Below are 24,512 nucleotides of genomic sequence, written 5' to 3'. Positions count from 1 at the left end.
CGAAAACTAGTATCAGCAAGATGAAAACAGTATTAATTACCGAAGACGATCCTGCCATTATGGATGCGCTCGAAATAGTATTCACACGCAGTGGTTATAGGGTACTCACCTATCCTAATGGTTCGGCATTACTTGTGAACGAATTTGACAAACCGGATATTTTTCTCATAGACAGGCAGCTATCAGGCATTGATGGATTAGATATCTGCAGACATCTTAAAACAAATCCGGAGACAAGTAAAATTCCCGTAATAATTTTTTCCGCTTCCCCTCATGTATATAACCATGCCATTGCGGCCGGCGCTGATGACTTCATCGAAAAGCCTTTTTCAAACAAAGCCGTTCTTGAATTGGTCGCCAGGTATATCTGATACCCAAAACAAGGCAATATATTTCATAATTGTACCCGAAAAAGTTCGAATAGTTTTCTATAAATGATCAGGGAATTTTTAGGAAGGAGAAAGACTATCATGCAGGAAGAATAACAGGCTTTTCATTGTTTTGATATGTTCTTCAAATTCACGGGCCCGCTCCATGTAGTCTGCTGAAAGTTTGGTAAATCCCTTTGTACGATCCTGGTCACGCAGCTTTAATAACAGGTTCCTTTTTTCTTCCATCATTCTTACTGAGATCCATAAGGCTGTCTCTAGTTTTTGGTTTTGTTGGCGGTAAAGCTCCGGCTCTGTATACTTGTGCCCGATATAGCACCGGTAAGTTAGAAGTTCATTTTCCTTTCTTTCCCAAAGACCACCCCCGCAGCCGGGACAGCTGTAAACGGTGTGTTTTCCAAGCTGCATGGTGTCAGTTATGCCAGATGCAGTGCGTTCTGCAATCTCCGCCTCCATCCTCAGATCATATGGCACGGAAGCTTTTTTGAGGACTTTTGTTTTAATCACATTTTTAATGAGTCGTCCCATGCCTTCAAGCTTCGAAACATGACTAACGTCTATGGCCTGGAGAACAGAAAGTGGCATATCAGGAAACTGAGCCTCTTCGGGGTCCTGTACGATCGTTGTACCTCCACACTTACTGATAGCAACCATTCCCGAGGTGCCATCGTCGAGCAGACCGGTAAGAATAATTCCGATCACTTTTTCGGTGTGAGTTACAGCGGCAGACCGCAGGAGGATGTCAATGGAAGGTCGCCAGCGGCTCTCCGGAGGGCCAGATTTTATTAACATTGTTGTTTCCTTAACAATAAGATGATAATCCGGGGGCGCGATATAGACGTGCCCCTTCTGAATGGGAACAGCATTTGCAGCTATAGTACAAGGCAATGAGGAAACGCTCTGAATTTTGTCTTTAAGTAAGGTGCCAATACCGGTGTTAGAAAGATGGAGAACAATGAAGATTGCAGCGTTAATATCGGGTTCAAGCTGGGACATTAACTCTGATAACGGAGCTATACCACCGGCTGAAGCTCCAATAACAATAATAAATGGATGTTCGGGCATAACAATAGCCTAATTGTGTTATTATTACAATGGCGATAAAAATCATACCGCGGTCAAAATTGACACATTGCGGAGGAGCCGAAAGAAATTGCATCATGGGGAACTATGCAAAGTAGTGTAAACAATAAAGTGGTGCTTGCGGAAATGTTGAACGACTGTAGTATCGACCGGGTGATGGCTATAGATCTTAACTGGAATATTATAGCCTGGAACCAGGCCTCTGAGATTGCTTCGGGATTGTCAAGGGACGACGTAATAGGTAAAAATCTGCTCGAGATTTTTGCATCACTCCAATCAGACAAGGAAATCATGCATGCTATTCATAGCGCTTTCCTGGGAAATAAAACCTTCGTGCTTTCTGACAAGGCAAAACTTCACAGATATTACTACGAAAATCATTTCATCCCACTCAAAGAAAATGGCAGAAAAGTGATTGGCGTCATGAATATAATGCACGACGTGGCGCATCGCATAAAAGCCGAAAACCAATTACGTGAATTGAATTTCGCGTTGGCAGAAAAATACCGTCAGCTTGAAAAATTATCTGAGGAGCTCACGAGTTTTACTTCCATAACCACTCATAATATCAAGGAACCTCTGCAGTTTATCTACACATCGTTGGAACTCCTGATGAAAGCAGAAGGACGTGTTCTTGCCGATAGTAGCAAAGCAAATCTACGCCGGATGCAGGTTTCATTGAACCGGATAAACAGGTTGATTGATGACATAGTTGAGCTGTTCAAAATAAATGCTGCAACACAACCAAGTATTCCGGTTGACCTCAACACCATTGTAAATAGGGTACGGCAAAATTTTCAGCGTAAAATCTCTGAAAGAAACGTTACGATAATTACAGAGTCGTTACCTGTGGTAACAGGTATACCTGATATGATTCAACTGTTGTTTCAAAACATTATTGATAACAGTATCAAATTTCAGCAGGAAGGGAAATCGCCGGTCATAACAATCGCTGGCCAGGAATTGCGTTTAAACCCTTCAACCCATGAACCTGATTCAAAAGGCGATTTATATAATTGCATAACATTTGCAGATAACGGCATAGGCATTCCACGCGAGGATCAAAACAAAATATTCGGCATGTTTGTGCAGCTTCACGAGAAAAAGAAATTCCCCGGCTCTGGTCTTGGATTAACTTTCAGCCAAAAAATTATGGATTCCCATAAGGGTTTCATCAGGGTTGAAAGTGAAGAGAATGCCGGATCCGTGTTTTCATGCTACTTTCCAAATGATCTCAATAGTAATTGAACATCCAATCTCTGGTAATTGAACATCCAGGTCGCTGATAAAAGTTTCGGGTAAATAAATTCACGAAAAAACTTTACTGCGTTGAACAGGATCGTATTAAGTAGCAAACGAAATTAGCTGGTTGAACGTTGATTTAAACTCGGAACATGCACATTTGATTCAAGTACATGATGCATGGCTGCCACCAGGTCGGCGATACTGTTTGTTTTCTTTATACAAGACGTGGCACCCCAGCGATGAGCCTCTTCTAAGTTGATGTCGTTGAGTCCATTGGAATACATCACAATATGGGTTTTTGCGTGCCCGTCTTTTGCGCGGATCTTTTTCACGCACTCTAAGCCATTAATCCTTGGCATGTTTATGTCTACAAAAACAACATCCGGCTTTAGATAATTTAGAATTTCAAGCGCCTGTTCAGCACTCTGCGCATAGGTACACTTACACGGCACCTGTAACTTCGAAAGTGCTTCCATAAAGATCTCGAGTTCGTCTTCATCATCATCGATAAGAAAAAAGTGTTTACACATAATAAAGTGTTTCATTGAACAAAGGTTTCATTGAACAAAAATTTCATTGAACAAATTATCTCATTGAACAATGTGTCTCATTTGAATTGGTTGGAATTAACTTCCATAACACCGATATAGCTATGCGAAAAAGCCGGGACAATCAAAAACCGGGAACATGAGAAAAGTGAAACTTATGATATGTATGGACAAACGGGAGAAGAATGTGTTTGTGTATCAAAATTACTGTAATAAAATTCAATTTACCCATTAAAATTTCCTGAATTGAGATCTTAGTTCGTAAATTTACAACACAGGCGCAATCACTTCTCCCTGTCCTTACATATACCTGATATTTTCATTTTTTCTCGGATTCAATCTTTATCACAGATCGTCATTGTAAGTACAAAAAAATACCAAGATCATGCAGCGTTGTTTTAATGTCCCGTTTGATTTCAAAGGAAAAGAATATTATGCTATCGTTCGTCAACAAACAATTAACAACAAAAAAAATTACAAGATTCGCGTTATGAATCACCGCTTGGATGCACTCCTGCATAAAAGTAATCTCACCATCATAGAAGAATGCGATGGTAATGTATCGTTACCACCTGGGAGTAATTTGACGGAAGAAGGTGAACTTCACCTGTCAATTGCAAGAGCACTGTCAATTCAACTTTCTCATCATTGCAACGCTGACTTTGATTTCATCCCGGGCTTCAAATTGCTCACACCATTATGAATTAATAATGACCGTAGACTGTAGACCTTTTATTCCTTTTAGACACAAAAAAGCGAAGTTCTCTTCGCTTTTTTGCTAAATATTAATCAACAAGCCAGGATATATCTGCTGAACTTATTAAACCGGAACTTAAACCCGATGCCAGGGTGTGCAGTTAAGATAAATGTTAAGTATTTACAATTGATCCCCCATTTGGGTGTAGTGTCTGACCAGTGATGAATGCACTTTCATCAGTAGCGAGGAAAACATAAGATCCTGCAATTTCAAACGGCTGTGCAGGTCGTCCCATAGCAACGTCTTCACCAAATTTATCCACTTTTTCTGCATCAAATGACGCGGGTATTAATGGTGTCCAAACCGGTCCCGGTGCCACCGCGTTTACACGAATCCCCTTGCCAACAATTGATTGAGACAAACTACGGGTAAAGGCAACAATAGCACCTTTGGTAGATGAATAATCCATCAATGTTTCATTACCTTTAAATGCTGTGACTGATGCGGTATTAATTATAATGCCGCCTTTATTCAGATGGGGCGTAACAAACTTAGCCATATAGAAATAGGCAAAAATATTTGTACTAAAAGTTTTCTGAAGTTGTTCTGCACTGATATCTTCTATTCGTTTTTGTACAAATTGAATGGCTGCGTTGTTTACCAGTATATCAATCTTGCTAAATTTTTTCAGCGTTTTGTCTACAATCATTTTGCAATTGTCTTCAACAGATACATCAGTTGCGATAAGCAGCGCCTCCTTACCATAATTGCGAATATCGGAAGCTGTTTGTTCAGCATCGCCGTGTTCATCAAGATAAGCTATTACTACATCGGCTCCTTCTTTAGCGTAGCTGATCGCAACAGCCCGGCCAATGCCACTGTCTCCCCCGGTGATGATTGCTACTTTGCCTGCTAATCTTCCCAGCCCGGGCTTTCCATTGTCATAAACCGGTAGTGGATCCATTTCGCTTTCGATTCCCGGCTGTTTATTTTGCTTTTGAGGTGGAATGTCCTTCGGTATTTTCTTTTCTGATGTTTGCATTTTGATAAGTTTATTTGGTTATAAATTAATTAACGCCATCCCTGTAAACATCCGGCATAAAATTCTCCGCCGATTCCTGAATATTATATTATCAAGGGTATATTCTACCCTGTTTTTTCTTTTTCAACGGATGAGTCTTTCATAACCTGTCTCCAGGATCCACACAATTCATGTGCCCCGGAAACGGGTATAATTCAAAACTTTTTTTTGTTGTAGACAATTTCCTGCAGGGTTTTCGCATTTATTGCAGCATACCCCTCCTGGTCATTGTCAAAATAAAAAAAGACGTCCTTGCCTTTGCGGGTCCAGCTCCGGATTTTTTTTGCCCATTTGTTCAGTACATCTTTGGCATATGAACCCTGGTATTTCGCACCAGGTCCATGTAAACGCGCATAAACAAAGCCTGCTGTAGTAATAACCGGCGAAATATGACCGTCCAGTTCATAGATGCAAAAGGCTACATTGTACTTTTCAAGTATCGTATATACCTCTTCTGTATACCATGTAGTGTTGCGAAATTCGATCGTATAAATATGGCCTGCAGGTAGGTTTTTCAAAAATTGTTCTAGTCTGCCCATATTTATTTTCCAGTTTGGCGGCAGTTGGAACAAGATTGGCCCCAGCTTTTCTTTTAGACAAGCGACATTATCAAAAAAGTTACTTATGCTATCCGGATCGACATTGAGCTTCTTCATGTGAGTAATGAATCGCGAAGCCTTGACGGCGTAGGTAAAACCTTTAGGAGCGGCCTTTCGCCAGCCTGTAAAAACATTTTTGTTGGGGAGCCGGTAAAACGAATTATTTATCTCTACCGTCTGAAACATTGTCGTATAATATTCAAACCTGTCTACAGCCCTCACTGTTTCAGGATAAAAAGTTCCATTCCAATGTTTATAATGCCAGCCAGAAGTTCCTATATGCACACTGCCTTTGCTCATGCATCATATACAATATAATTATCGTTCCATCGGTATGGGCTGGCACAAGCTTTGAAATCAGCTGAGTGAAGATCATCACATTTAAAGCACAGCAAATGATTGCAAGAGATACCCTGAATAAAAGCCTTTGGCAGGAATCAGTGAATCCGTATGAAAGCCTTAAAACAGCTTCTGTTGAAGAGGTATATGACGTAATTATCGTCGGTGGAGGGATTACCGGCATCACCACGGGCCTGCTGTTACAGGAGGCCGGGAAGAAATGTCTTCTCATTGAAGCAGAAAATCTAGGTTATGGCACAACGGGAGGTACCACCGCTCATTTGAATACGCTACTGGATACACCATATACGACTATTTCAAAAAACTTTAGTAAAGACGCGGCCAAACAGGTTGCTCAGGTGACAGCAGATGCAATCGATCTTGTCAAAAACAATATTATCAAATATGGTATCAGTTGCGAATTTGAAGATGCAGCTGCCTATTTATACGCCGAAAATGAACAACAGGATAAAGAACTTAAAGGCATTTTAGACGCGGCAGTTGAGGCCGGACTGGATGCAAAAACAGCAGATTCAATTCCAATCCCCGCTCAATTTACCACTGCGATACGGGTAGAGGGCCAGGCTAAATTTCATCCGCTTAAATATGTACTTGCATTGGCGGCAGCCTTTGAAGATGCAGGTGGATGTATTGTTCAGCATTGCAGGGTTCTGGGTGTGAATGAAAATGGTCATTTAGAGGTTGAAACTACAATAGTTACATTCCAGGCAAGTCAGTTGATATATGCAACACATATTCCAACGGGTATAAACTTGTTACATCTTCGATGTGCACCATACCGCAGTTATGTAATGGCAGTTAAACTCCCGGAACAAGATTACCCGGAGGACCTCGTCTATGACATGTACGACCCATATTTTTATTATCGCACCCAGGTTATTAACGATAAGAAATTCCTGATAGTAGGTGGAAAGGATCATAAAACCGGGCATGAAGAAAATACTTCTCGTAATTATCTTCAGCTGGAAGCAAAAATAAAATCATTGTTTCCTGGCTGTGAGATTACGCATCGGTGGTCCTCACAATATTTCGAGCCGGCTGATGGTTTACCATATATCGGTCACCTGCCACAACATAGCAACAACATATTTGTTGCAACCGGCTTTGGAGGAAATGGTATGGTTTATAGTCATGTATCTGCAAGAATACTTACCGATATGCTCACGGGTAAAGAAACGAGCTATGATGATTTATTTGATCCGAATCGCCTGAAACCTATAGCAGGTTTCGCAAATTTTATAAGACATAATGCAGATGTTACAAAAGAGTTTTTAGGCAAGTTGTTTTCCGCCGAAAAGCTGGAGGAACTAAGTGATCTTGCTCATGGCGAAGGCAAACTTGTTTCGTTCGAAGGTAAAAAGCTGGGAATTTATAAATCAGAAACCGGAAAACTCTTTGCCGTCAACCCGATATGCACACATATGAAATGTGATGTAAAATGGAATACAGCAGAAAAATCCTGGGACTGTCCCTGCCATGGCGGAAGATTCGATTGTAAAGGCAAAGTGTTGACAGGCCCGCCTTCTGAAGATCTTGAAACAGTAAGTCTCGAAAAAATCATCGAAAAAGAATAAGATCAAATCTTTTTATAAACTTTGCCGAAATCTTCCACAAATTGTTCCTGATTCTTGTTCACATTATGTAGCGTAACCATTTGAAACCCATTGTTGAGGTACTTTTGTACATGATCTATAACAGCCTCTATATTTGTATAGATCGGAACCTTCTCGCTAATTTCTTCTCTCGTTATTTTTTCCGCTACAATATCAAACTGCTGAGGTGTTGACAAATCATCTAACTTATCAGTGCCGATAATATTTGTTCTCCATTGATCATAAGCGCCATCAATGGCCGCTTCCCTGTCATGATCATAAGAGAATGAAAATTGCAGACGAACCGGCTTGCCTTTCCCGCCACCCATTTCAAACTGCTCTCTTTTCTTTATAACTTCCTGCAAGTCACCCGCCGTAGTTAACAAACCATCTGCCCATTCCCCCGCCCAGGCTGCTGTCTGTTCAGAAATCGCTGCGCAGAATAATGGCGGCCTTGTTGCCGGCAATGTATAAAGCTTTGCATTCTTAACATTGATATGACCATGAAAAGTTACCTGCTGGCCGTTCAACAATTTCCGGATAACATCGGCTGACTCCTTTAAACGCTCATTTCTTATTTGCTTTGATGGCCATGCGGTACCTGTAATCATTTCGTTTAATGCTTCCCCACTTCCCAGTTCTACAGAATACCTGCCGGGATACATTTCAGCAAGCGTTGCTATTGCCTGTGCAACAATTGCGGTATGATAACGCTGTCCGGGTGCGCAAACCATACTAACAGGCAATTTGGTCGCCTGTAATACAGAAGCAACCCAGCTAAATGCAAAGCCACTCTCCCCTTGCCTGACGCTCCAGGGATGAAAATGATCAGAAGAATGTATAGCATCGAAGCCCGCAAGCTCTGCTGCCTCGGCCAATCTTAATAGACGGGAAGGAGCAAATTGCTCATGGGACGCGTGATAGGCTACCATGCATTTTCAGTTACAATTTTTATTCCTTCCTCTGTGCTGTTGGCATAAAACTGGTATTTGGTGATCAACGTTAACTCTTAGAACGAATGGATCATGTAACAAATCATCCATTAACAATTTCACAAAAATTTTATGAACAAAAATTCGAAGATTTTCATCTCTGGCTTTTTACTGGCATCAACGCTTTTGTATTGCAACAAAGATGAAGATTTATGGGATTCAATGATACCTGAAACGGATGAACAGCCCACCGCTTCCCAGGTAAGTGGCTTTGTTTTCAGACCAGCACTGGTGCCAGCCACTGACGCTAATATCGCTCAGTTGAAGGTACCTGCAGGCTTTGCTGTGAAAAAATTTGCTGACAACCTTGGTAAACCAAGAATCATTGCAGCAAATACTAACGGTGATGTATACGCGAGTGATCGGGAAGCAGGTATTGTTGTATTGTTACAGGATACAAACAATAACGGGGTCGCAGAAACCAAAAAGACAGTAGCAACAATCAAACAGGCACACGGACTTGCGATCATACCAATGGCATAATTTACCGAATATCAAAAATGTAATGAACTCAAATCAAAAATAACGAACGCAGAAATTAACCCTTTACTAAAAATTTAAAATGGCAACTGAATCCGGCATTCTTGAATCATTCTGGAAAAAGAATAGTCTGAGTATTGTCGTACTCTCATTAATGATCATTTTCCTTTTTGCCCAGGCATTTACCGGGTGGAAAGAATACAACAATGAAAGAAAGGAACATGGAAACAGTGAAATAGCATTTATGAAATACTTAAGTACCGGACACTTTGTGCAGGCAACCTTCGAAAACTGGGAAAGTGAGTTTTTGCAGATGGCACTATATGTTTTGTTTACTGTTTCATTAAGGCAGAAAGGATCATCTGAATCGAAGAAGCTTGATGAAAAGGAAGAAGTGGATCGGGAACCTATAACTCACGAGGATGCACCCTGGCCCGTGAAAAAAGGCGGGGCCTGGTTAAAGCTTTATCAAAATTCGCTCAGTCTTGCTTTTGTGTTGCTTTTTATTATATCATTTTGCCTGCATTTCTATGGGAGTCTTACAGATTATAATGAACAACAAGTTCAAAAAAAATTACCACAGGAAAACTGGACTGAGTTTTTAACCAATTCAAAATTCTGGTTTGAATCTTTTCAAAACTGGCAAAGTGAATTTCTGGCAGTGGCTTCAATTGTGTTATTATCAATCTGGCTGAGGCAAAAAGGCTCACCGGAATCTAAACCAGTTGATGCTCCTTATTCGGAGACTGGCAAATAAACTTCAAAAAACAAACAGATATGATTAAAACTGAAAAAAACGAATCTACACAACATCATAATTATTTCGAAGTAGCTCCCGGAGTCTGGGGCATGAAAGACATTTTTGTCAATTTCTATATGATCCGGGACAAATCATCCGGAGACTGGGTACTGATAGATGCCGGGTTGAAAACCTCGAAGTCGAAGATACTAAAAATGGCAGCAGAGTTGTTCGGTGAACTCAACCCAAAGGCTATTATACTAACTCATGGTCACTTTGACCATACCGGATCTGTAGAAAGCCTTGCCCATGAATGGAAAACACCCGTTTACGCACATTATCTCGAGTTCCCATATCTTTCAGGGATCAGTGCTTACCCCCCACCGGATCCCAGTGTTGGTGGCGGATTGATGTCTGTTATGTCAAAATTCTATCGGAATGAACCCATTGACATAAGTTCGTTTCTTTCTGCTTTAGCTGAAAATGATGAGGTTCCTTTCCTCACTGAATGGAAATACATACATACACCCGGCCATTCGCCTGGTCATATAAGCTTGTTCAGAGAAGAAGACCGGGTGTTAATTGCCGGTGATGCATTTGTGACTACAAAACCTGAATCGCTGATCTCAACAATTACGCAAAAAGTAAAAGTATCGGGTCCACCTATGTATTTTACCTGCGACTGGGAATCAGCAAAGCGGTCAGTAAGAACATTGGTGGAATTAACTCCGACGGTGGCAGCAACGGGACATGGCAAACCTTTCAGTGGCAAGGAAATGATAGAACAATTGCAAAAGCTGGCTGATAATTTCGGTACGGAAGCTCTTCCCGAAAAAGGCAGATATGTATATGAACCTGCTATTGCAGATGCCTCAGGTGTTTTATACATTCCACCCATATCACCTGTCTCTTATAATAAATGGATGATGGCGGCGGGGATTATCCTGACTGGCTTGCTGATAATGGGTATTGTAAGATATGCGAGAAGTGATGACAGATAAAAATGGTGATGAATAAAATCTTTGTTTGGAGGATGATTTTTCTTAGTATAGGTTATAAGTACAACAAGGTTAGTAAAACAAAATATTCCTTATGGACATTATGGACCATGTAAAAGAAACTCCGACACGAACTCTGGCTGAGCCGATGCCTATTTCATTCACCATTAACAGGAAACTTTACCAGCTCAGGTTAATGCCCTGGGTTACATTACTGGATGCACTACGCGAATATTTACATTTAACCGGCACCAAAAAAGGTTGCGACCTTGGTCAGTGCGGAGCCTGTACAGTGATCGTTAACAACAAAAGAATAAAATCCTGTCTCACCTTAGCCGTCATGAGGAACGGTGCTGAAATCACAACGATTGAAGGTGTGGCAGAAGTCAGTGATCTACATCCTTTGCAACAGGCATTTATAGATCATGACGCCTTCCAATGTGGTTATTGTACTCCTGGCCAGATTTGTTCAGCGATCGGTTTGCTAAATGAAGCTAAAGCGAATACAAGGGAGGACGTAAAAGAACTGATGAGTGGCAATCTTTGCCGTTGCGGCGCAAATACCAACATTGTCGATGCAATCATGTCAGTTAAAGATGGAGGAGATCATGAATAATTTTACTTACCGACAGGTAACAATGGTAGAAGAAGCCATTGATGAAAAAACAGGCAATACCGCTTTTGTTGCAGGGGGTACTAACCTTCTTGACCTGATGAAGGAAAATATCGCAAAACCGGATAGGCTGATTGACATAAACCATATTCATCAGCTTGCCGGAATAGTTGAGCTAGAAGAGGGTTCTATCCGGTTAGGCGCCACCGTTACCAATGCTGATACGGCCTGGCACCCGGTTATCGAATCCAGGCTGCCACTAGTCTCAAAGGCAATACTTTCCGGCGCATCTCCACAGCTCCGGAACATGGCGACGAACGGTGGAAACCTGATGCAAAGAACCCGCTGTTATAATTTTTATGACAAGGCCACCCCGTGCAACAAAAGAGAACCAGGTTCGGGATGTTCCGCCCTTTATGGTTATAGTCGGATACATGCCATACTCGGAGCGAGTGAACATTGTATTGCCACTCATCCAAGTGACTTTTGTGTTGCCCTTGCAGCGCTTGATGCGGTTGTAGAGGTAAAAGGCAGCTATGGTGAAAGAGAAATTCCTTTCGAAGATTTTCATCGCTTACCGGAAGATAAACCTGAAATTGACAATACTTTAAGACCTGGTGAAATTATTACCGGAATTAGAGTGCCGCCAAATTCCTTCTGTAAACACTGTTCTTATCTTAAAATCCGTGACCGGACTTCATTCGCCTTTGCCCTCGTGTCGGTTGCAACAGCTTTTGAAATGGATGGTGAAACCATTAGTGAAAGCAAGGATGGCATTGGGAGGCGTTGCACATAAGCCATGGCGGAATAAAAATGCCGAGGCTTTTCTTGAAGGGAAAACAGCAACTACAGAAAACTTTGCAATAGCTGCTGAAATGATATTAGATGGTGCAAAGGGTACAAAATTTAATGCTTTTAAAATACTGCTTGCTGAAAGGGCTATCATCAGGAATGCATTCCAGGCAATACAAATGATTACTGTTCATGAATAACAATAAACCATATTTCGGACAATCCGTAAGTCGTGTAGATGGTATTGCTAAAGTTACAGGGGAAGCTAAGTATACTGCTGAATACCATGTAGAGGGCCTTCTTCATAGTTACATCATTAACAGCACGATTACCAAAGGTTCAATAAAGAATATCGATGCATCAGCGGCGCTTGCGGTGCCTGGAATAATAGCTTTTTTCTCGCATAAAAACCGTCCGTCGCTCACCTGGTTTGATTTTCAGTATAAAGATATGGATGCGCCACAAGGCACTCCCTTCCGGCCACTTAAAGATGAAAAAATTATCTTTAACGGGCAACCAATCGGTCTTGTTGTTGCAGAAACTTTTGAGCTTGCACGGTATGGATCTACACTTATCACAGTCACCTATGAAGAGGAGGAAAATTTTCAAACTGATATTGTAGAACATCTTGAGAAATCAAGAAAGCCAATTTCAGGCATAATGATGGCACTAAAACCACCTCCACCAAAACCTAAGGGAGATTTTGATTCAGTTTATGCAACTTCTAAATTCAAGGTGGAACAACAAATCCTTCATGGGCAAGAGCATCATAACCCTATTGAGATGTTTGCTTCTACAGCCATCTATAAAGGTAAGGGTAAACTTACCATTTACGATAAAACGCAGGGGGCGATAAACAGCCAGTTATATGTTGCAAATATATTTGGACTGCATTTCAAAAATGTGAGAATCATTTCTCCATTTGTAGGGGGTGCATTCGGTGCCGGACTTAGACCACAGTATCAATTGTTTCTTGCAGCTATGGCCGCTCTCGAGTTGAAACAACCGGTCAGGGTGACGATGGATAGGCACCAGATGTTTACATTCGGTCACCGGCCGTCCACTGTTCAGCATATTATGTATTGCGCAGATGCGGATGGAAAACTTACAGGTATTAATCATAAAGCCTGGGCCGAAACTTCCAGGTTTGAAGATTATACAGAAACGGTTGTTAACTGGACAAATCAACTCTATCCTTGTCCCAACGTAAAACTGGGATATGAGCTTGTACCATTGGATTTTTTTACGTCAAAAGGAATTAAGATTCACCATATGTGCTGGAAATTCTAAGATAATTTTTCCAGGTTGTCCAATACCTTTTCAAGTACAATACCCTTACCTAAGACCGGTTTAAAAATATCGCCTTTGTCGTTTATCCGCTCAAGCGCATTATCAATGTTGAAGTCTGTAATAGACAACCCGGGTTTTATTTCATCCCAGCTTACAGGCATAGACACTGTGGCGCCAGGTTTAGGTCTTATCGAATACGGAGCAGCAAGGGTTTGAATCGACCGGTTCTGAAGGAAGTCAAGATATATTTTTCCTTTTCTTTTTGAAGGGCTTCTTTCAAGGCTTGTAAAATCAGGGATTTCGCGGTGTACCAGCGTTACAACCAATTCAGCGAGCATCTTTGACTGTTCATATTCATATTTCGCCCCCAAAGGTATAAATATGTGAATGCCGGTAGACCCTGAGGTTTTTGGATAAGATGGAACCTTTATGCTGTCAAGCACCTGCTTTACCATTTGCGCAGCCTCAATCACCTGTTCAAAACTGTTATTGTCAGGATCAAGATCGATGATACAAAAATCCGGGTTGTCAGGGCTATCCACCCGGCTATGCCAGGGATTGATTTCGATGCAACCCAGGTTAGCGAGATATAGTAAGCTGGCTTCATCGGTACAAACAAAAAATTTCTTTTCTCCTTCTTTCGTAGTGTTCTTATAATCGTGTGTTTTAATCCAGGACGGAAACTTGCCGGCTATATTTTTCTGGTAAAAACTTTTACCCTGTATACCATTTGGATGGCGGTTAAGTGATTGGGGCCTGTCCTTTAGGTAAGGCATAATATAAGAAGCAACAGATTCGTAATAATTAATTACTTCTAGTTTGGTAATTTTTTCTTTGGGCCAGTAAATCTTGTCGAGGTTTGTAAATTTTAATTCCTTTCCGTTGATTGTCTTTACAACATTCTTTACACCTGCTTCAATAAAACGCTTTGTTGATGTTCGTTTTTTCCCTTTTGTTTTACTCCCATAAACTTTATCAGGATCTTTTTCCATCGCAGCAATGGTTTTGCCCGAAATCACCGATTTGTCTTTTTTCAGTATATCCGTTGCTTTAGCATACTTATCCTGCACCTTCATCAATAGCCAACTATTTTCTCCCTGGTAAGAAGATTTTACCAAAGCAAAGTCGCCTTTAAGCTTTTCTCCTTTCAGTGTAATTACAATTTTACCTTTATGTAATTGCGAAAGAAGATTTTTATCCCTTTCCTTTTTTGTTTTGAATTCGCCTTCAGCTGGAAGATAAGTCCCTTGATCCCAAATGATAACCGTTCCGCCTCCATACTGACCTTTGGGAATGATGCCCTCAAAGTTTCTATAATCAAAGGGATGATCTTCCACCATCATTGCCAACCTTTTGATTGATGGGTCGTTTGAAGGCCCCTTAGGCACAGCCCAGCTTTTCAACACGCCCTTCATTTCCAGGCGAAAGTCGTAATGAAGATGGGAAGCATCATGTTTTTGAACCACAAAGATCAACTGTTCGTGGGTTGATTTTCCACCTGTTGGTTCCGGCGTTTTATTAAAGCTTCTTTTCTTGCGATAGCCTGTTAATCCCATGGCAGGATTTTTAAAATTAATTTCCCAGGGAAATTCTACCCTGGGAAAGATCGCCACTGGTATATCCTTTCTTAAACCATTCCATTCTTTGCTCAGCAGTACCATGTGTAAATAAATCAGGACGTACCGACCCCTGTGTTTGTTCCTGTATCCTGTCGTCACCCACAGCCGCGGCAGCACTTAATGCTTCTTCAATATCGCCGGGTTCGAGTACCTGCTTCATCTTGTCATTGTAGTGCGTCCAGATGCCTGCATAGAAATCTGCCTGCAGTTCTACCTGCACACTAACTTTGTTATATGCTGTCTGGCTGAGTTGCTGCCTTAAACGTCCTGACTGCTCAGTTACCCCAAGTAAATGCTGTACATGGTGCCCTACCTCGTGGGCAAGTACATAGGCAATGGGAAAATCGCCCTGTTTTGCCCCGAACCTTGATTGTAACTCCTGGACAAAAGACAAATCGATATAAATTTTACTATCAGCCGGACAGTAAAAAGGACCCATGCCGGCATCGGCAGGACCGCAGCCAGACTGATCCCGGCCCGAAAACAGCACAAGACCCGGCTGTATGTACCTTTTACCATTTGCGGTAAACAAAGAATCCCAAACATCTTCAGTATCCGCGAGCACTACTGCAAGGTATTTTGCCAGCTGGCTGTCCTCTCCTGCCTGGGCCGGAGATTGCTCCTGTGGCGCAGAACTTTCAGGCGGGAGCACCTGGCTGGGATCACCGCCAAGAAAATAAACTATGGCCGCAAGCACCAGGGCACCGATGCCGCCACCAGCAGCAATCCGTCCGCCTCCGCCACCCCGCCTGTCTTCAACATTACCGCTTTCGCGTCTGCCTATCCATTTCATAATTGAAAGATTAATTTTTCAAATGTTGGTTTATAAAAGCCGGGGTTATACAACCCTGGTTAAAGATAAAAGTTGCTCCAGGAAATATATGGCAAATATTATGCGAGCTAATTTCGCCCCCAATTTTCAGCTTCTCACCAGTATCTTTGATATTCATCTTAAAGTAAAACGATTACCAAACATTCATTGCATGAAACTAACAGCTACCCTGGCTATTCCTTTATTTTTTCCATTCTTGGCCGCTGCACAATCTTCACTGCAGAAAATGTATCCTGTGGATTTTTCGAAAGTCACTATCACTGATCCATTTTGGAAGGCCAAACAGGATGTGGTTGCCACCACAACATTAAACACTTGTATTCTTTATACAGAAAACAAAACCGGCCGTATCAGGAATTTTGAAAATGCAATAAACAAACAAGGGAAACATGAGGGCGTTTATTATGATGATTCCGATGTTTATAAAGCAATAGAAGCGATCGCATATTCACTAAAAAACAGGCCCGATAAACTGCTTGAAGCCAAGGCTGATGAATGGATTAATAAAATCGCGGGGGCACAGCTTCCTGACGGATACCTTAATACCTACTATACACTAACAGGGCTGGATAAGCGCTGGACAGATATGGAACGTCATGAAGACTACTGCGCAGGGCACCTGATCGAAGCTGGTATCGCATACAATGAAACTACAGGGAAACGCCAGCTGCTCGATGTTGCGATCCGCTTTGCAAATCATATTGACAGCAACTTTCGTTTAAGCAATCGCAACTGGGTGAGCGGCCACCAGGAAATAGAACTGGCCCTGATGAAATTATACCATCATACCCGGGAGAAAAAGTATATGGACCTCGCAATCTGGTTTCTGGACCAGCGTGGAAAAGGATATGGCAAAGGAAAGATCTGGGACGAATGGAAAGATCCCGACTATTGCCAGGACGGACTGCCGGTAAAACAACAAACACAGATTACCGGCCATGCCGTTCGGGCCATGTATATGTATACGGGGGCGGCCGATGTGGCGGCGGTCAATAACGATTCGGGATATATGAAAGCGATGAACTCAATCTGGGATGATGTGGTTTTCAGGAACATGTATATAACCGGTGGAATCGGCGCGCAGGGAACCAATGAAGGCTTTGGGGTGGACTATGATTTACCAAACGCAACGGCTTATTGTGAAACCTGTGCTTCTGTAGGAATGGTTTTCTGGAACCAGCGAATGAATATGCTTACCGGGAACGCTAAATTTATCGATGTGCTTGAAAGAAGTCTTTATAACGCAGCCCTCGACGGATTGTCGGAATCGGGAGACCTCTTCTTTTATGGCAACCCCCTTGCTTCTGACAGAAATCATAAAAGAAGCGAATGGTTCGGAACCGCATGTTGTCCTTCCAACATTGCAAGGCTGGTTGCATCACTGGGAAACTATGTTTATAGCTATAAGGAAAATACAATCTGGGTTAACCTGTTTATAGGTAGCGAAGTAAATATCCCGATCAATAAAGGCAACATGCAACTATCGATGGAGACTGGCTTTCCATGGAAAGGGAACAACCAGATCACCATAAAGCAGGCTGTCAAAAAAAATGTGCTCTTAAAAATACGTATACCCGGATGGCTCGAAACTCCAGTGCCCGGCAATCTGTATTCGTTTAGTGATAAGGCCAGTCTGCAACCGGTTATTACGGTAAATGGTAAACCACAATCTTATAAAAATGACCAGGGTTACGCGGTAATCGACAGGGCCTGGAAAGCAGGAGATGTAATTGGTTATAATCTTCCGATGGAAGTCAGAAAGATAAAAAGCAATCCTTCTCTTACTCAAAACAGCGACCGTGTAGCTATACAATATGGCCCACTTGTTTACTGTGTTGAAGGAAGAGATAATCTGGATAAAGCTTATAATTTCATCGTACCTGAATCCACAACATTTAAGGTTGAATATTATCCTCAAACGCTGGGTGGTATAAACCAGATTCATTTCGAAGCCGATGTTATGCAGCCTTCACCTGATGGAAAATCAATTGTAATGGTCAAAAAAACCATTAATGCGATTCCCTATTTTAGCTGGAATAACCGCGGACCGGATGAAATGCAGGTTTGGCTTCCCACGGCGGTAAAGTCAGTGAAAATAGCGCCCTAGTTAAATAATCAGTTAGCAGAGTGACCCGTTGTTCCAACTGTAAGTACAGGTCTTTCAGTTCTGAGCCAGTGAATGGCAAGAATTCCAATCAGGAAAAGTAGAGACAGTTCCAGCATATGCTGCAAAAAGTTACCATTAAGTATGCTTTTAGACTGGCTTTGCAGCTTATACCCTTCCTGGGCCTGCAATTCCGAAAGACTGGATAATGTTGAAATGGCCTCATCAAACGAGGTATTCATCTTTTTTTGAAGTAATACCGGGGCAGGAGCAGAAACCAAGCTGGCTTCAGCCTCATTATAGATCTGCAGGTCTTTTTTAAAAGCAGACCAAAGTTTCTTTTCAGGCTGTGTCAGATAGGTTTGCTGATAAAGTGTGATGAGCGTAGAAACCGAATCGTTACATTGTTTAAGTTCCTGTTCTGGCCTTCTTCCCCCGGCATTCTCCATTTGCCAGCGTTGTTTTTTATGAAGCTGGTCATTCAACCGCATTATATAATTGGCAGGCATAAGCCGGTCCCTATACAATGAACTCATTTGCTGATCCAGGTCGTCGTAGTGACTTTGGGTCGAATATTCCAGCAGGATCACTGAACACAATAATGCAAAGAAAAAAAACACCGGTTTCCTGCGGTCCCCTTTACTATTTCGATTAAACATATAGCAGGTTTATTAGCTCTATTAATTTAATCAATATTAGTTATATGCAAAGTTAAATTGATGAAATACAAGGCTAAAGGCTTTCAGGGATTCTACAACTCTGACTGTATACATACAACCTGACTGTATTCAATTAATCAATTCCGAAATTTATGGAATCTGAACAATTCTTAATAAAATGCCCGGCTTCTGAGGCAATTCAATAAGACAGGTTCCGGTAAATCTGCCTTCCATACGTTTCACAGTCATGTTCCAGGTATCTACCAGGTCTATACTATAGTTGTGATCCGGCAATGATAATTCTGCACTTCTGGGTTGATCAAGATTGAAATAAAGCAAAAAGAACTGGTCCTTGTAGCCCACGGCACCATAAGGCATTTCTTTTGGTTTTATAATTTCTGCCGGCTCCAGCGTTCCGGGAGCAGCTTCAAAAATACCGCGCATAAATTTTATCCGTGTATGGCTTTTGCCTCTAAGAATACCGCCTTTGGACCACCATAAAACGTCATTTGATTCAGAAGATGTTCTGAGTGGTTTTTCGGTAGTATAAGTTTCTCCATGACCTACGTATGCACCGCGGGTAAATCCACGCCAGAATTTATTCAGCATTTCTTCACCGGTAATATTACCCCAGGGAATCCTGATATTACCCTCATACCGGCATTCATCATAAATCACTGGTTTATTGTACCTGCCCCGGAGTTCCCCGGCACGATGTGTGTCTTCATTCTGAATACTTACATGAGTGATGGAAGATCTTGAGTGATCATATAACCTCAATGCCTGGTGAATGCTGAGCATATGCCTGTATGGATCATTTGCTGCCACGCCTGAAACAATTCTATCCCAGTCCGCTGCCGACTTTCCCTCCATCAGGTCATATTCATTTGCTATGCTCCACCATACATTTTTATAGGCCGATAATCTTGCGATTATATATCGCAGATACCGGTCATCATTCTCAGATCCCATCTTTTGAAAACCCCATTTATCATAAGGGTGAAAAAGTATCAGGTCAGCCTGTATACCAAGGCTGTCAAGTTCAGCCACTCTTTTTTCAATGTTCTTAAAAAAAGCAGGGTTGAATTTTGAGTAATCCCAGGAATTTTCCGGTTTCCCTTCAAATGGATATAAAACAGGCTCAGTGCGATTGTATTCGTACCATTTTGGAAAAATACACATACGCATTTTATTGAAAAAGCCACCTGAAAGGGTTTTTATTGTCAAACGTGCAAGACTATCTCCCTGGTGCAGCCATGCATAACAAGTGGTTCCGAAAGGTAGATACCTGGTTTGGTCTGCATAGGCAAAATGATAAGTATCATTTACTTTCACAGGGCCATGATTGTCTTTCCCGGCCCTGGTACAAATAAAATTCCCTTCTTTCCCATTCAAAACTGCAGTCCCACTAAAAGTTGTGTATTTCCATTCTCCTTCTTCAGTTGGCATAAAGCGGATGATGTAATTGCCATCACCATCATAAAAGCCATCGGCCGATATTTTTTTTTCGCCATGAGTAAATGCTGCATAAAATCTGACATCTGCAAAAGGATTCCCCTCCGTCGGCCCTTTTAACTTTAATTCAAAGATCCGCCATCTTTCAATTTTGGCATTCTGTTGCGCATATATGTCTACGGGAGATATAAATACCAGGCACAAAATAAAAACAGGCCTGAGATAAATCAGCATTGCCATATTTGCTAATAGTTAGAAGGCCAAGTTAACCTGATCTGATGGTTATTCCAATATGAGACATCTAAGCACCATTCAGGACTTATTGCCCGGCACGGCTTTGTTCGTCCTGTGCACCACTTGTACGCCGGCTTTGTTGAACCGCCTGACCCTTATTAAACCGATAAGTAAATGTCAACCCCACCCTCCGGTTATCCCAGCGGTTTGTGACAATCATATTGATGTTTGAATGATTTATTGATACATCTGATTTTTGCAAACGAAACGGATCCACAACGCTTAGTTTTATCATGCCTTTGGTTTTGAGTACCTGTTTACTGAAACCAAATGAGATTACATACATTGGGTCAATTACAAACATACTGGTTGCAAGTGTTTTGCTTTGATAGAAACCACTCACCTCAGCTCCCCAGGTTTTAGCAAACTTAAATTGCTGGTTAAAATTCAACATAAAGTTAGTTATGTCTGTACTTAAGGGTGCACTATTAACGATGCCCTTATAATAAGTATTTGAGACATTTCCATATAAACTGGTCGTCCACCAGCTTGTAAGTTGTGCATTATAACTTACTGCAAATCCAACATTACGTCTGGTAGCAATATTTTGTTTGGTTTGATAAGTCACCTTTGTTTCGTCATTCTGCACGAGTATATCATTTATAATATCAGTAGTGTAAGAATAATTTGCAGTAGTACTTAGTTTACTTTTGAAGATATGACTGAGTTCAATATTATTCGTAAACTGGGGTGTGAGATAAGGATTCCCCTGGTTGAAAGTATAAAGATCGAGGAACTGCTGGAATGGGTTTAGATCCTGGTAGTTTGGTCTCTCAACACGCCTGCCATAGTTTAATCCGAATTGATTTTTATCGTTCATTGCGTAGCTGACATAGGCTGTGGGAAAAACCTGGAAATAATCCCTTGCTATACTTTTTCCAATTAGAACCTGAGTGCCTTCCGAATGAGTATGTTCACCCCGCAAACCAGCCTGGAATCCCCATTTTTTTACCTGTTTGCTGAAGTTTATATATCCTGCTGTAATCTGCTCATCATATTGAAAATGATCTTTCCTTACATCATCAACCCATTTTCCTGAATTCTTATCAAAGGTTTCATAAGGTGCATTATTATCAGTGCTTACATAACTCATCTTTGCACCCGCTTCTATTTTGGTCTCTTTATTAAGCGGATGAACATAGTCGACCTTACCACTATAAATGTTGATATCAGAAGGTAAGACCGCCCTGAGTAAATATGGATTGCCGGGATTGTTAGGATAAAGCACCTCATTGTTGGTTGACTGTTCCAAAGCTGAACTGTATTTTATAAAATCAAGATCAGCTGTTATTTCACGCCCATTATTGTTCAGGCTCCTTTTAAAATTCGCATTTGCAGTAAGATTTTTCCATGGGTTTCTTGTTTCATTTACAGCACGAATACTTGAATCAACAATGTTTGAATTTTCCAGGAAGAAATCACCCGTACTGATGTTTGAATATTTCCTCAGGCTATAGCTTCCCCCGACCAGCACACCAACGGTCGTTTTTGCATCAACGTATAGTCGAGGCCAACTCTTCCATTGAAACTGCTGCTTTTGTTTTTTGAATTTCCTACCTGGTCAAAAACATAATTGTTTGAGCCTTGTTGAAACTTTCGCGTAAGCGTCTGCTCCTGGTTACCTTCCCAGTATGATAACCCCCGCTGGTAAACAGGTTGATCTTTCCCTCACGATAATTAAAATTGAAGCTGTTTGGAGACTTTGGATAATTACCCTGTACATAACCAACATTCACGCTACCATTAAAGCCCATGGTTTTTGCTTTTTTGGTTTTAAGGTTAAGTATGCCTGCATTACCGGCAGCATCGTACTTTGCTGAAGGTTGGGTAATAATCTCGAGTTGGTCCAGCTGGCTTGCAGGCATGCTTCTAAGCATGTTGGCAAGATCCTGACCACTCAGGTAAGTCTGTTTTCCATCCATCAATACAATTACCCCCTGTTTACCTTTAAGACTGATATTACCGTCTTTATCGACCGAAATACCCGGCGACTTTTCAAGAAGCTCCAGGGCAGTAGCACCGGCATTGGAAGGTGAAGCATCTACATTAACGATCATTTTGTCGAGCCTTGCCTCAACGAGTGGACGTTTTGCAAGGATTGTCACAGATCCAAGGGCCTGCGCTTTGGCCTTAAGCTGTATCTGAATATTTACATTCTCCGAAGCAATTGTATAAAGCGAATCAAAACCAACTGAAGTAATCAAAAGCAGGTAGTTGCTTTTAATAATATCCGGAAATTCAAAAACTCCTTCATTATTACTCACTGATAATTTTACAAGTGCTGAATCGGCCTGCTTTAATAAAGCCACTGTAGCTCCGGGAACCGGAACATTATTAGAAGTGATTTGTCCTTTATAAATACCCCGATCCTGGGAAAATGCAAATAAGTGAAAACAAATAATCAAAATTAAAACAGCAGCTCTTTTCATAACCGCAAATATTTAATTTCACTGCGAACATGCAAGAGCGAAAGTGATGAACTGTTGTTTATCCGGGTGGAATGGCACGATTAATTTTATAAGAAGCAGATCAAACTGTTACGGGTTATTACCAAAAAAGGGAAGCCATCCCGCACGAGCGGGATGGCCCGGTGTTTTTCACAGGAAATTTCTTTAACCAGCATTAATTACGCACGGCTGACGGTTTAAAATATGAAGGGAGTTGTGAAAGTTTAAGAGGGACGGAAGAACGAATGAGAAATGCTAACTAACGCTGATGGTTAGCAGCTGTTGATACTATAAGTTAGTGAATAAAAGTAAAACAAACAAAATCAAATAATTACGATCAATTACTTCGTATTAATACGAATATTTGCGCACGTACAACCACGTGTCATAAGTAATTATGTTTATGCTTTGAAATGTTAGCATTGATATCGGCAATATAAGTGGCTGATTATAGCATGCCGTTAGAATTATTGCGGACCTTTGATTTATCAATAATCCATATCCCCCAGCCCGTTTTTAGTATCCAAGTTAATCCTATCCAATATCCTGTATAAGGCCTAATCGTCCCGGGAAACCGCCAATCTTAATCCTGGCCCTGGCAAATCAAAACCGTATCTTAAGTAAATCAATATCGTCGTCAAAGTTATTCACTATCCCACGAAAGACAATTAACCGACCCTGCAGCTAAAATGGACCCTCTTCCGGAAAAAGAAAGCCGTCCAAACACATTATTTACCTGGAATAAGATCTTTCCCTGCTAAAAGCGGGGATTTTTTTTAGCGACGTTTTTGAGACCGGAGGCTTCTTCGCAGCTGTAAGATGGAAGTAATAACGACGAATATCATGAGAGGAGCAGTTCCCCAAACCAGGACTGAGCTCAACCCTTCCCTGCGATTGTAATCATAAAAGAAATAACAGGTAACAAGCGTAGCTATAAGTCCTGCCACCGCGAGTACATTAAAGAGGAATCTTGTATTCATAATCCAGGGCTTTAGTTGCTTAAAGTACAATATTTAGCTAAGCTATCAAACCCGAAACCGTTTAGTTAGATTACGAGGCTCATTCGAAAAATACTGCAGACTCAGAGAACAGTGTAAATTGTGAGTACGAAAAATCCTGCCAGGATAAAATTACCGCGAATATCGATCCAGCGGATCCAGTCATGCTGCAGCCGGGCAGCTATCATGTCCGATGGGTTAACCAGGTTACGAATCTCAGCATTAATCGGAATATTATATTTTTTGGCGAGCATTACATCTGCCAGCAGGAAAATAAAAGCCAAAGCTGCGAAAATTATTGTAATTGCAGAGCCCTGGTAAACAGCAAGAATAATAAATGTGATTCCAAAGGCCAGGCTGCTATAGTAAATAACGGGTAACCTGGTTTCAAGTATTGGATCGGCGAGTTTACGGATGTTGATAAACTGTTGTGCCGGGATCTTTTTAAATACGTGCGTAAAGCATAATTTATAAAACACTGCCTGGCCCGCAAGCACAAAGTATAACAGAACATACAGAAACAGAACTAGAGTGATAACCGGCATCTTCTGCAATTTTGATGTAAGGGAGCACAAAATTATAAAGCCCTGGCAAGTATCAGCTACC

General features: G+C 41.4%; 25 protein-coding genes. 12 read left to right on the top strand and 13 right to left on the bottom strand.

Annotated features, from left to right (window positions below):
- Window positions 1-20: 20 nt before the first annotated feature.
- On the top strand, window positions 21-371 hold the full coding sequence (locus VK664_RS03225; RefSeq protein WP_461397165.1) for a response regulator: 351 nt from the start codon (window positions 21-23) through the stop codon (window positions 369-371).
- A 78-nt stretch (window positions 372-449) separates the two neighbouring features.
- Here VK664_RS03225 and VK664_RS03220 read toward each other — a convergent pair whose 3' ends face one another.
- Window positions 450-1,454 (bottom strand): chemotaxis protein CheB, encoded by a 1,005-nt coding sequence (locus VK664_RS03220; RefSeq protein WP_461397164.1) that lies wholly within the window; start codon window positions 1,452-1,454, stop codon window positions 450-452.
- A 105-nt stretch (window positions 1,455-1,559) separates the two neighbouring features.
- Between VK664_RS03220 and VK664_RS03215 the strand changes: the two genes are divergently transcribed.
- The gene (locus tag VK664_RS03215; protein ID WP_461397163.1) at window positions 1,560-2,720 is read left to right on the top strand and encodes a sensor histidine kinase; all 1,161 of its coding nucleotides are present in this window, start codon (window positions 1,560-1,562) and stop codon (window positions 2,718-2,720) included.
- 113 nt (window positions 2,721-2,833) lie between these two features.
- On the opposite strand, the gene VK664_RS03210 is transcribed toward VK664_RS03215, so the two are convergent.
- Complete coding sequence (locus tag VK664_RS03210; protein WP_461397162.1) at window positions 2,834-3,262, bottom strand: response regulator; 429 nt, start codon at window positions 3,260-3,262, stop codon at window positions 2,834-2,836.
- Window positions 3,263-3,650: 388 nt separating this feature from the next.
- Here VK664_RS03210 and VK664_RS03205 point away from each other — a divergent pair, with 388 nt between their 5' ends.
- The gene (locus VK664_RS03205) at window positions 3,651-3,968 is read left to right on the top strand and encodes a hypothetical protein (RefSeq protein WP_461397161.1); all 318 of its coding nucleotides are present in this window, start codon (window positions 3,651-3,653) and stop codon (window positions 3,966-3,968) included.
- A 166-nt stretch (window positions 3,969-4,134) separates the two neighbouring features.
- Here VK664_RS03205 and VK664_RS03200 read toward each other — a convergent pair whose 3' ends face one another.
- Window positions 4,135-5,004 (bottom strand): SDR family oxidoreductase, encoded by an 870-nt coding sequence (locus tag VK664_RS03200; protein ID WP_461397160.1) that lies wholly within the window; start codon window positions 5,002-5,004, stop codon window positions 4,135-4,137.
- 194 nt (window positions 5,005-5,198) lie between these two features.
- Window positions 5,199-5,942 (bottom strand): DUF72 domain-containing protein, encoded by a 744-nt coding sequence (locus VK664_RS03195; protein ID WP_461397159.1) that lies wholly within the window; start codon window positions 5,940-5,942, stop codon window positions 5,199-5,201.
- A 65-nt stretch (window positions 5,943-6,007) separates the two neighbouring features.
- On the opposite strand from VK664_RS03195, the gene VK664_RS03190 reads away from it, so the two are divergent.
- Window positions 6,008-7,576 carry an FAD-dependent oxidoreductase gene (locus VK664_RS03190; protein WP_461397158.1) on the top strand — a complete coding sequence of 523 codons (1,569 nt, stop codon included), beginning with the start codon at window positions 6,008-6,010 and terminating at the stop codon, window positions 7,574-7,576.
- Window positions 7,577-7,578: 2 nt separating this feature from the next.
- On the opposite strand, the gene VK664_RS03185 is transcribed toward VK664_RS03190, so the two are convergent.
- Entirely contained in the window at window positions 7,579-8,526 is a 948-nt protein-coding gene (locus VK664_RS03185) for a TIGR03885 family FMN-dependent LLM class oxidoreductase (RefSeq protein WP_461397157.1), read from the bottom strand.
- 132 nt (window positions 8,527-8,658) lie between these two features.
- Here VK664_RS03185 and VK664_RS03180 point away from each other — a divergent pair, with 132 nt between their 5' ends.
- From VK664_RS03180 to VK664_RS03150, 7 genes are all read left to right on the top strand, one after another.
- Complete coding sequence (locus VK664_RS03180; protein WP_461397156.1) at window positions 8,659-9,069, top strand: hypothetical protein; 411 nt, start codon at window positions 8,659-8,661, stop codon at window positions 9,067-9,069.
- Window positions 9,070-9,148: 79 nt separating this feature from the next.
- Complete coding sequence (locus tag VK664_RS03175) at window positions 9,149-9,823, top strand: DUF6766 family protein (protein WP_461397155.1); 675 nt, start codon at window positions 9,149-9,151, stop codon at window positions 9,821-9,823.
- Between the two features lie 20 nt (window positions 9,824-9,843).
- On the top strand, window positions 9,844-10,806 hold the full coding sequence (locus VK664_RS03170; RefSeq protein WP_461397154.1) for an MBL fold metallo-hydrolase: 963 nt from the start codon (window positions 9,844-9,846) through the stop codon (window positions 10,804-10,806).
- A 91-nt stretch (window positions 10,807-10,897) separates the two neighbouring features.
- Window positions 10,898-11,419, top strand: a complete 522-nt coding sequence (locus VK664_RS03165; RefSeq protein WP_461397153.1) for a (2Fe-2S)-binding protein — start codon at window positions 10,898-10,900, stop codon at window positions 11,417-11,419.
- Complete coding sequence (locus VK664_RS03160; protein WP_461397152.1) at window positions 11,412-12,212, top strand: FAD binding domain-containing protein; 801 nt, start codon at window positions 11,412-11,414, stop codon at window positions 12,210-12,212. The genes VK664_RS03165 and VK664_RS03160 overlap by 8 nt, the downstream gene beginning before the upstream one ends.
- Window positions 12,175-12,408, top strand: a complete 234-nt coding sequence (locus VK664_RS03155) for a hypothetical protein (protein WP_461397151.1) — start codon at window positions 12,175-12,177, stop codon at window positions 12,406-12,408. Before VK664_RS03160 ends, VK664_RS03155 begins: the two co-directional genes overlap by 38 nt.
- Complete coding sequence (locus tag VK664_RS03150; protein WP_461397150.1) at window positions 12,401-13,498, top strand: xanthine dehydrogenase family protein molybdopterin-binding subunit; 1,098 nt, start codon at window positions 12,401-12,403, stop codon at window positions 13,496-13,498. Before VK664_RS03155 ends, VK664_RS03150 begins: the two co-directional genes overlap by 8 nt.
- Here the strand turns inward: VK664_RS03150 and ligD are convergent.
- On the bottom strand, window positions 13,495-15,159 hold the full coding sequence (ligD, locus tag VK664_RS03145) for a non-homologous end-joining DNA ligase (RefSeq protein ID WP_461397149.1): 1,665 nt from the start codon (window positions 15,157-15,159) through the stop codon (window positions 13,495-13,497). The genes VK664_RS03150 and ligD overlap by 4 nt on opposite strands.
- Window positions 15,071-15,910, bottom strand: coding sequence for a KPN_02809 family neutral zinc metallopeptidase (ypfJ, locus tag VK664_RS03140; RefSeq protein WP_461397148.1), 840 nt, complete (start codon window positions 15,908-15,910; stop codon window positions 15,071-15,073). Before ypfJ ends, ligD begins: the two co-directional genes overlap by 89 nt.
- A gap of 190 nt (window positions 15,911-16,100) precedes the next feature.
- On the opposite strand from ypfJ, the gene VK664_RS03135 reads away from it, so the two are divergent.
- Window positions 16,101-18,056, top strand: a complete 1,956-nt coding sequence (locus tag VK664_RS03135; RefSeq protein ID WP_461397147.1) for a glycoside hydrolase family 127 protein — start codon at window positions 16,101-16,103, stop codon at window positions 18,054-18,056.
- A gap of 8 nt (window positions 18,057-18,064) precedes the next feature.
- On the opposite strand, the gene VK664_RS03130 is transcribed toward VK664_RS03135, so the two are convergent.
- The 6 genes from VK664_RS03130 to VK664_RS03105 all read right to left on the bottom strand — a co-directional run bounded on the left by VK664_RS03130 (window position 18,065) and on the right by VK664_RS03105 (window position 24,451).
- Window positions 18,065-18,712 (bottom strand): MCP four helix bundle domain-containing protein, encoded by a 648-nt coding sequence (locus VK664_RS03130; protein WP_461397146.1) that lies wholly within the window; start codon window positions 18,710-18,712, stop codon window positions 18,065-18,067.
- A gap of 150 nt (window positions 18,713-18,862) precedes the next feature.
- The gene (locus VK664_RS03125) at window positions 18,863-20,407 is read right to left on the bottom strand and encodes a DUF5060 domain-containing protein (protein ID WP_461397145.1); all 1,545 of its coding nucleotides are present in this window, start codon (window positions 20,405-20,407) and stop codon (window positions 18,863-18,865) included.
- A 79-nt stretch (window positions 20,408-20,486) separates the two neighbouring features.
- Entirely contained in the window at window positions 20,487-21,935 is a 1,449-nt protein-coding gene (locus tag VK664_RS03120; protein ID WP_461397144.1) for an outer membrane beta-barrel family protein, read from the bottom strand.
- Window positions 21,936-22,014: 79 nt separating this feature from the next.
- Window positions 22,015-22,890 (bottom strand): carboxypeptidase-like regulatory domain-containing protein, encoded by an 876-nt coding sequence (locus tag VK664_RS03115; protein WP_461397143.1) that lies wholly within the window; start codon window positions 22,888-22,890, stop codon window positions 22,015-22,017.
- 794 nt (window positions 22,891-23,684) lie between these two features.
- On the bottom strand, window positions 23,685-23,888 hold the full coding sequence (locus VK664_RS03110; protein WP_461397142.1) for a hypothetical protein: 204 nt from the start codon (window positions 23,886-23,888) through the stop codon (window positions 23,685-23,687).
- A gap of 101 nt (window positions 23,889-23,989) precedes the next feature.
- Window positions 23,990-24,451, bottom strand: a complete 462-nt coding sequence (locus VK664_RS03105; RefSeq protein WP_461397141.1) for a hypothetical protein — start codon at window positions 24,449-24,451, stop codon at window positions 23,990-23,992.
- Window positions 24,452-24,512: the final 61 nt, after the last annotated feature.

The sequence above is a fragment of the Flavitalea sp. genome, from assembly GCF_035489435.1.
Taxonomy (GTDB): Bacteria; Bacteroidota; Bacteroidia; order Chitinophagales; family Chitinophagaceae; genus DATHKG01.
This window is presented reverse-complemented; position numbering and strand designations above follow the sequence as displayed.

Bases quoted from the DNA above. Each gene is read 5' to 3' on its own strand.
- VK664_RS03225 (WP_461397165.1), top strand. From the start codon at position 21: ATGAAAACAGTATTAATTACCGAAGACGATCCTGCCATTATGGATGCG.
- VK664_RS03175 (WP_461397155.1), top strand. From the start codon at position 9,149: ATGGCAACTGAATCCGGCATTCTTGAATCATTCTGGAAAAAGAATAGT.
- VK664_RS03115 (WP_461397143.1), bottom strand. From the start codon at position 22,890: ATGAAAAGAGCTGCTGTTTTAATTTTGATTATTTGTTTTCACTTATTT.
- VK664_RS03125 (WP_461397145.1), bottom strand. From the start codon at position 20,407: ATGGCAATGCTGATTTATCTCAGGCCTGTTTTTATTTTGTGCCTGGTA.
- VK664_RS03105 (WP_461397141.1), bottom strand. From the start codon at position 24,451: ATGCCGGTTATCACTCTAGTTCTGTTTCTGTATGTTCTGTTATACTTT.
- VK664_RS03205 (WP_461397161.1), top strand. From the start codon at position 3,651: ATGCAGCGTTGTTTTAATGTCCCGTTTGATTTCAAAGGAAAAGAATAT.
- VK664_RS03135 (WP_461397147.1), top strand. From the start codon at position 16,101: ATGAAACTAACAGCTACCCTGGCTATTCCTTTATTTTTTCCATTCTTG.
- VK664_RS03185 (WP_461397157.1), bottom strand. From the start codon at position 8,526: ATGGTAGCCTATCACGCGTCCCATGAGCAATTTGCTCCTTCCCGTCTA.
- VK664_RS03130 (WP_461397146.1), bottom strand. From the start codon at position 18,712: ATGTTTAATCGAAATAGTAAAGGGGACCGCAGGAAACCGGTGTTTTTT.
- VK664_RS03165 (WP_461397153.1), top strand. From the start codon at position 10,898: ATGGACATTATGGACCATGTAAAAGAAACTCCGACACGAACTCTGGCT.
- VK664_RS03195 (WP_461397159.1), bottom strand. From the start codon at position 5,942: ATGAGCAAAGGCAGTGTGCATATAGGAACTTCTGGCTGGCATTATAAA.
- VK664_RS03110 (WP_461397142.1), bottom strand. From the start codon at position 23,888: ATGAATACAAGATTCCTCTTTAATGTACTCGCGGTGGCAGGACTTATA.
- ypfJ (WP_461397148.1), bottom strand. From the start codon at position 15,910: ATGAAATGGATAGGCAGACGCGAAAGCGGTAATGTTGAAGACAGGCGG.
- VK664_RS03180 (WP_461397156.1), top strand. From the start codon at position 8,659: ATGAACAAAAATTCGAAGATTTTCATCTCTGGCTTTTTACTGGCATCA.
- ligD (WP_461397149.1), bottom strand. From the start codon at position 15,159: ATGGTACTGCTGAGCAAAGAATGGAATGGTTTAAGAAAGGATATACCA.
- VK664_RS03210 (WP_461397162.1), bottom strand. From the start codon at position 3,262: ATGAAACACTTTATTATGTGTAAACACTTTTTTCTTATCGATGATGAT.
- VK664_RS03170 (WP_461397154.1), top strand. From the start codon at position 9,844: ATGATTAAAACTGAAAAAAACGAATCTACACAACATCATAATTATTTC.
- VK664_RS03215 (WP_461397163.1), top strand. From the start codon at position 1,560: ATGCAAAGTAGTGTAAACAATAAAGTGGTGCTTGCGGAAATGTTGAAC.
- VK664_RS03150 (WP_461397150.1), top strand. From the start codon at position 12,401: ATGAATAACAATAAACCATATTTCGGACAATCCGTAAGTCGTGTAGAT.
- VK664_RS03220 (WP_461397164.1), bottom strand. From the start codon at position 1,454: ATGCCCGAACATCCATTTATTATTGTTATTGGAGCTTCAGCCGGTGGT.
- VK664_RS03200 (WP_461397160.1), bottom strand. From the start codon at position 5,004: ATGCAAACATCAGAAAAGAAAATACCGAAGGACATTCCACCTCAAAAG.
- VK664_RS03160 (WP_461397152.1), top strand. From the start codon at position 11,412: ATGAATAATTTTACTTACCGACAGGTAACAATGGTAGAAGAAGCCATT.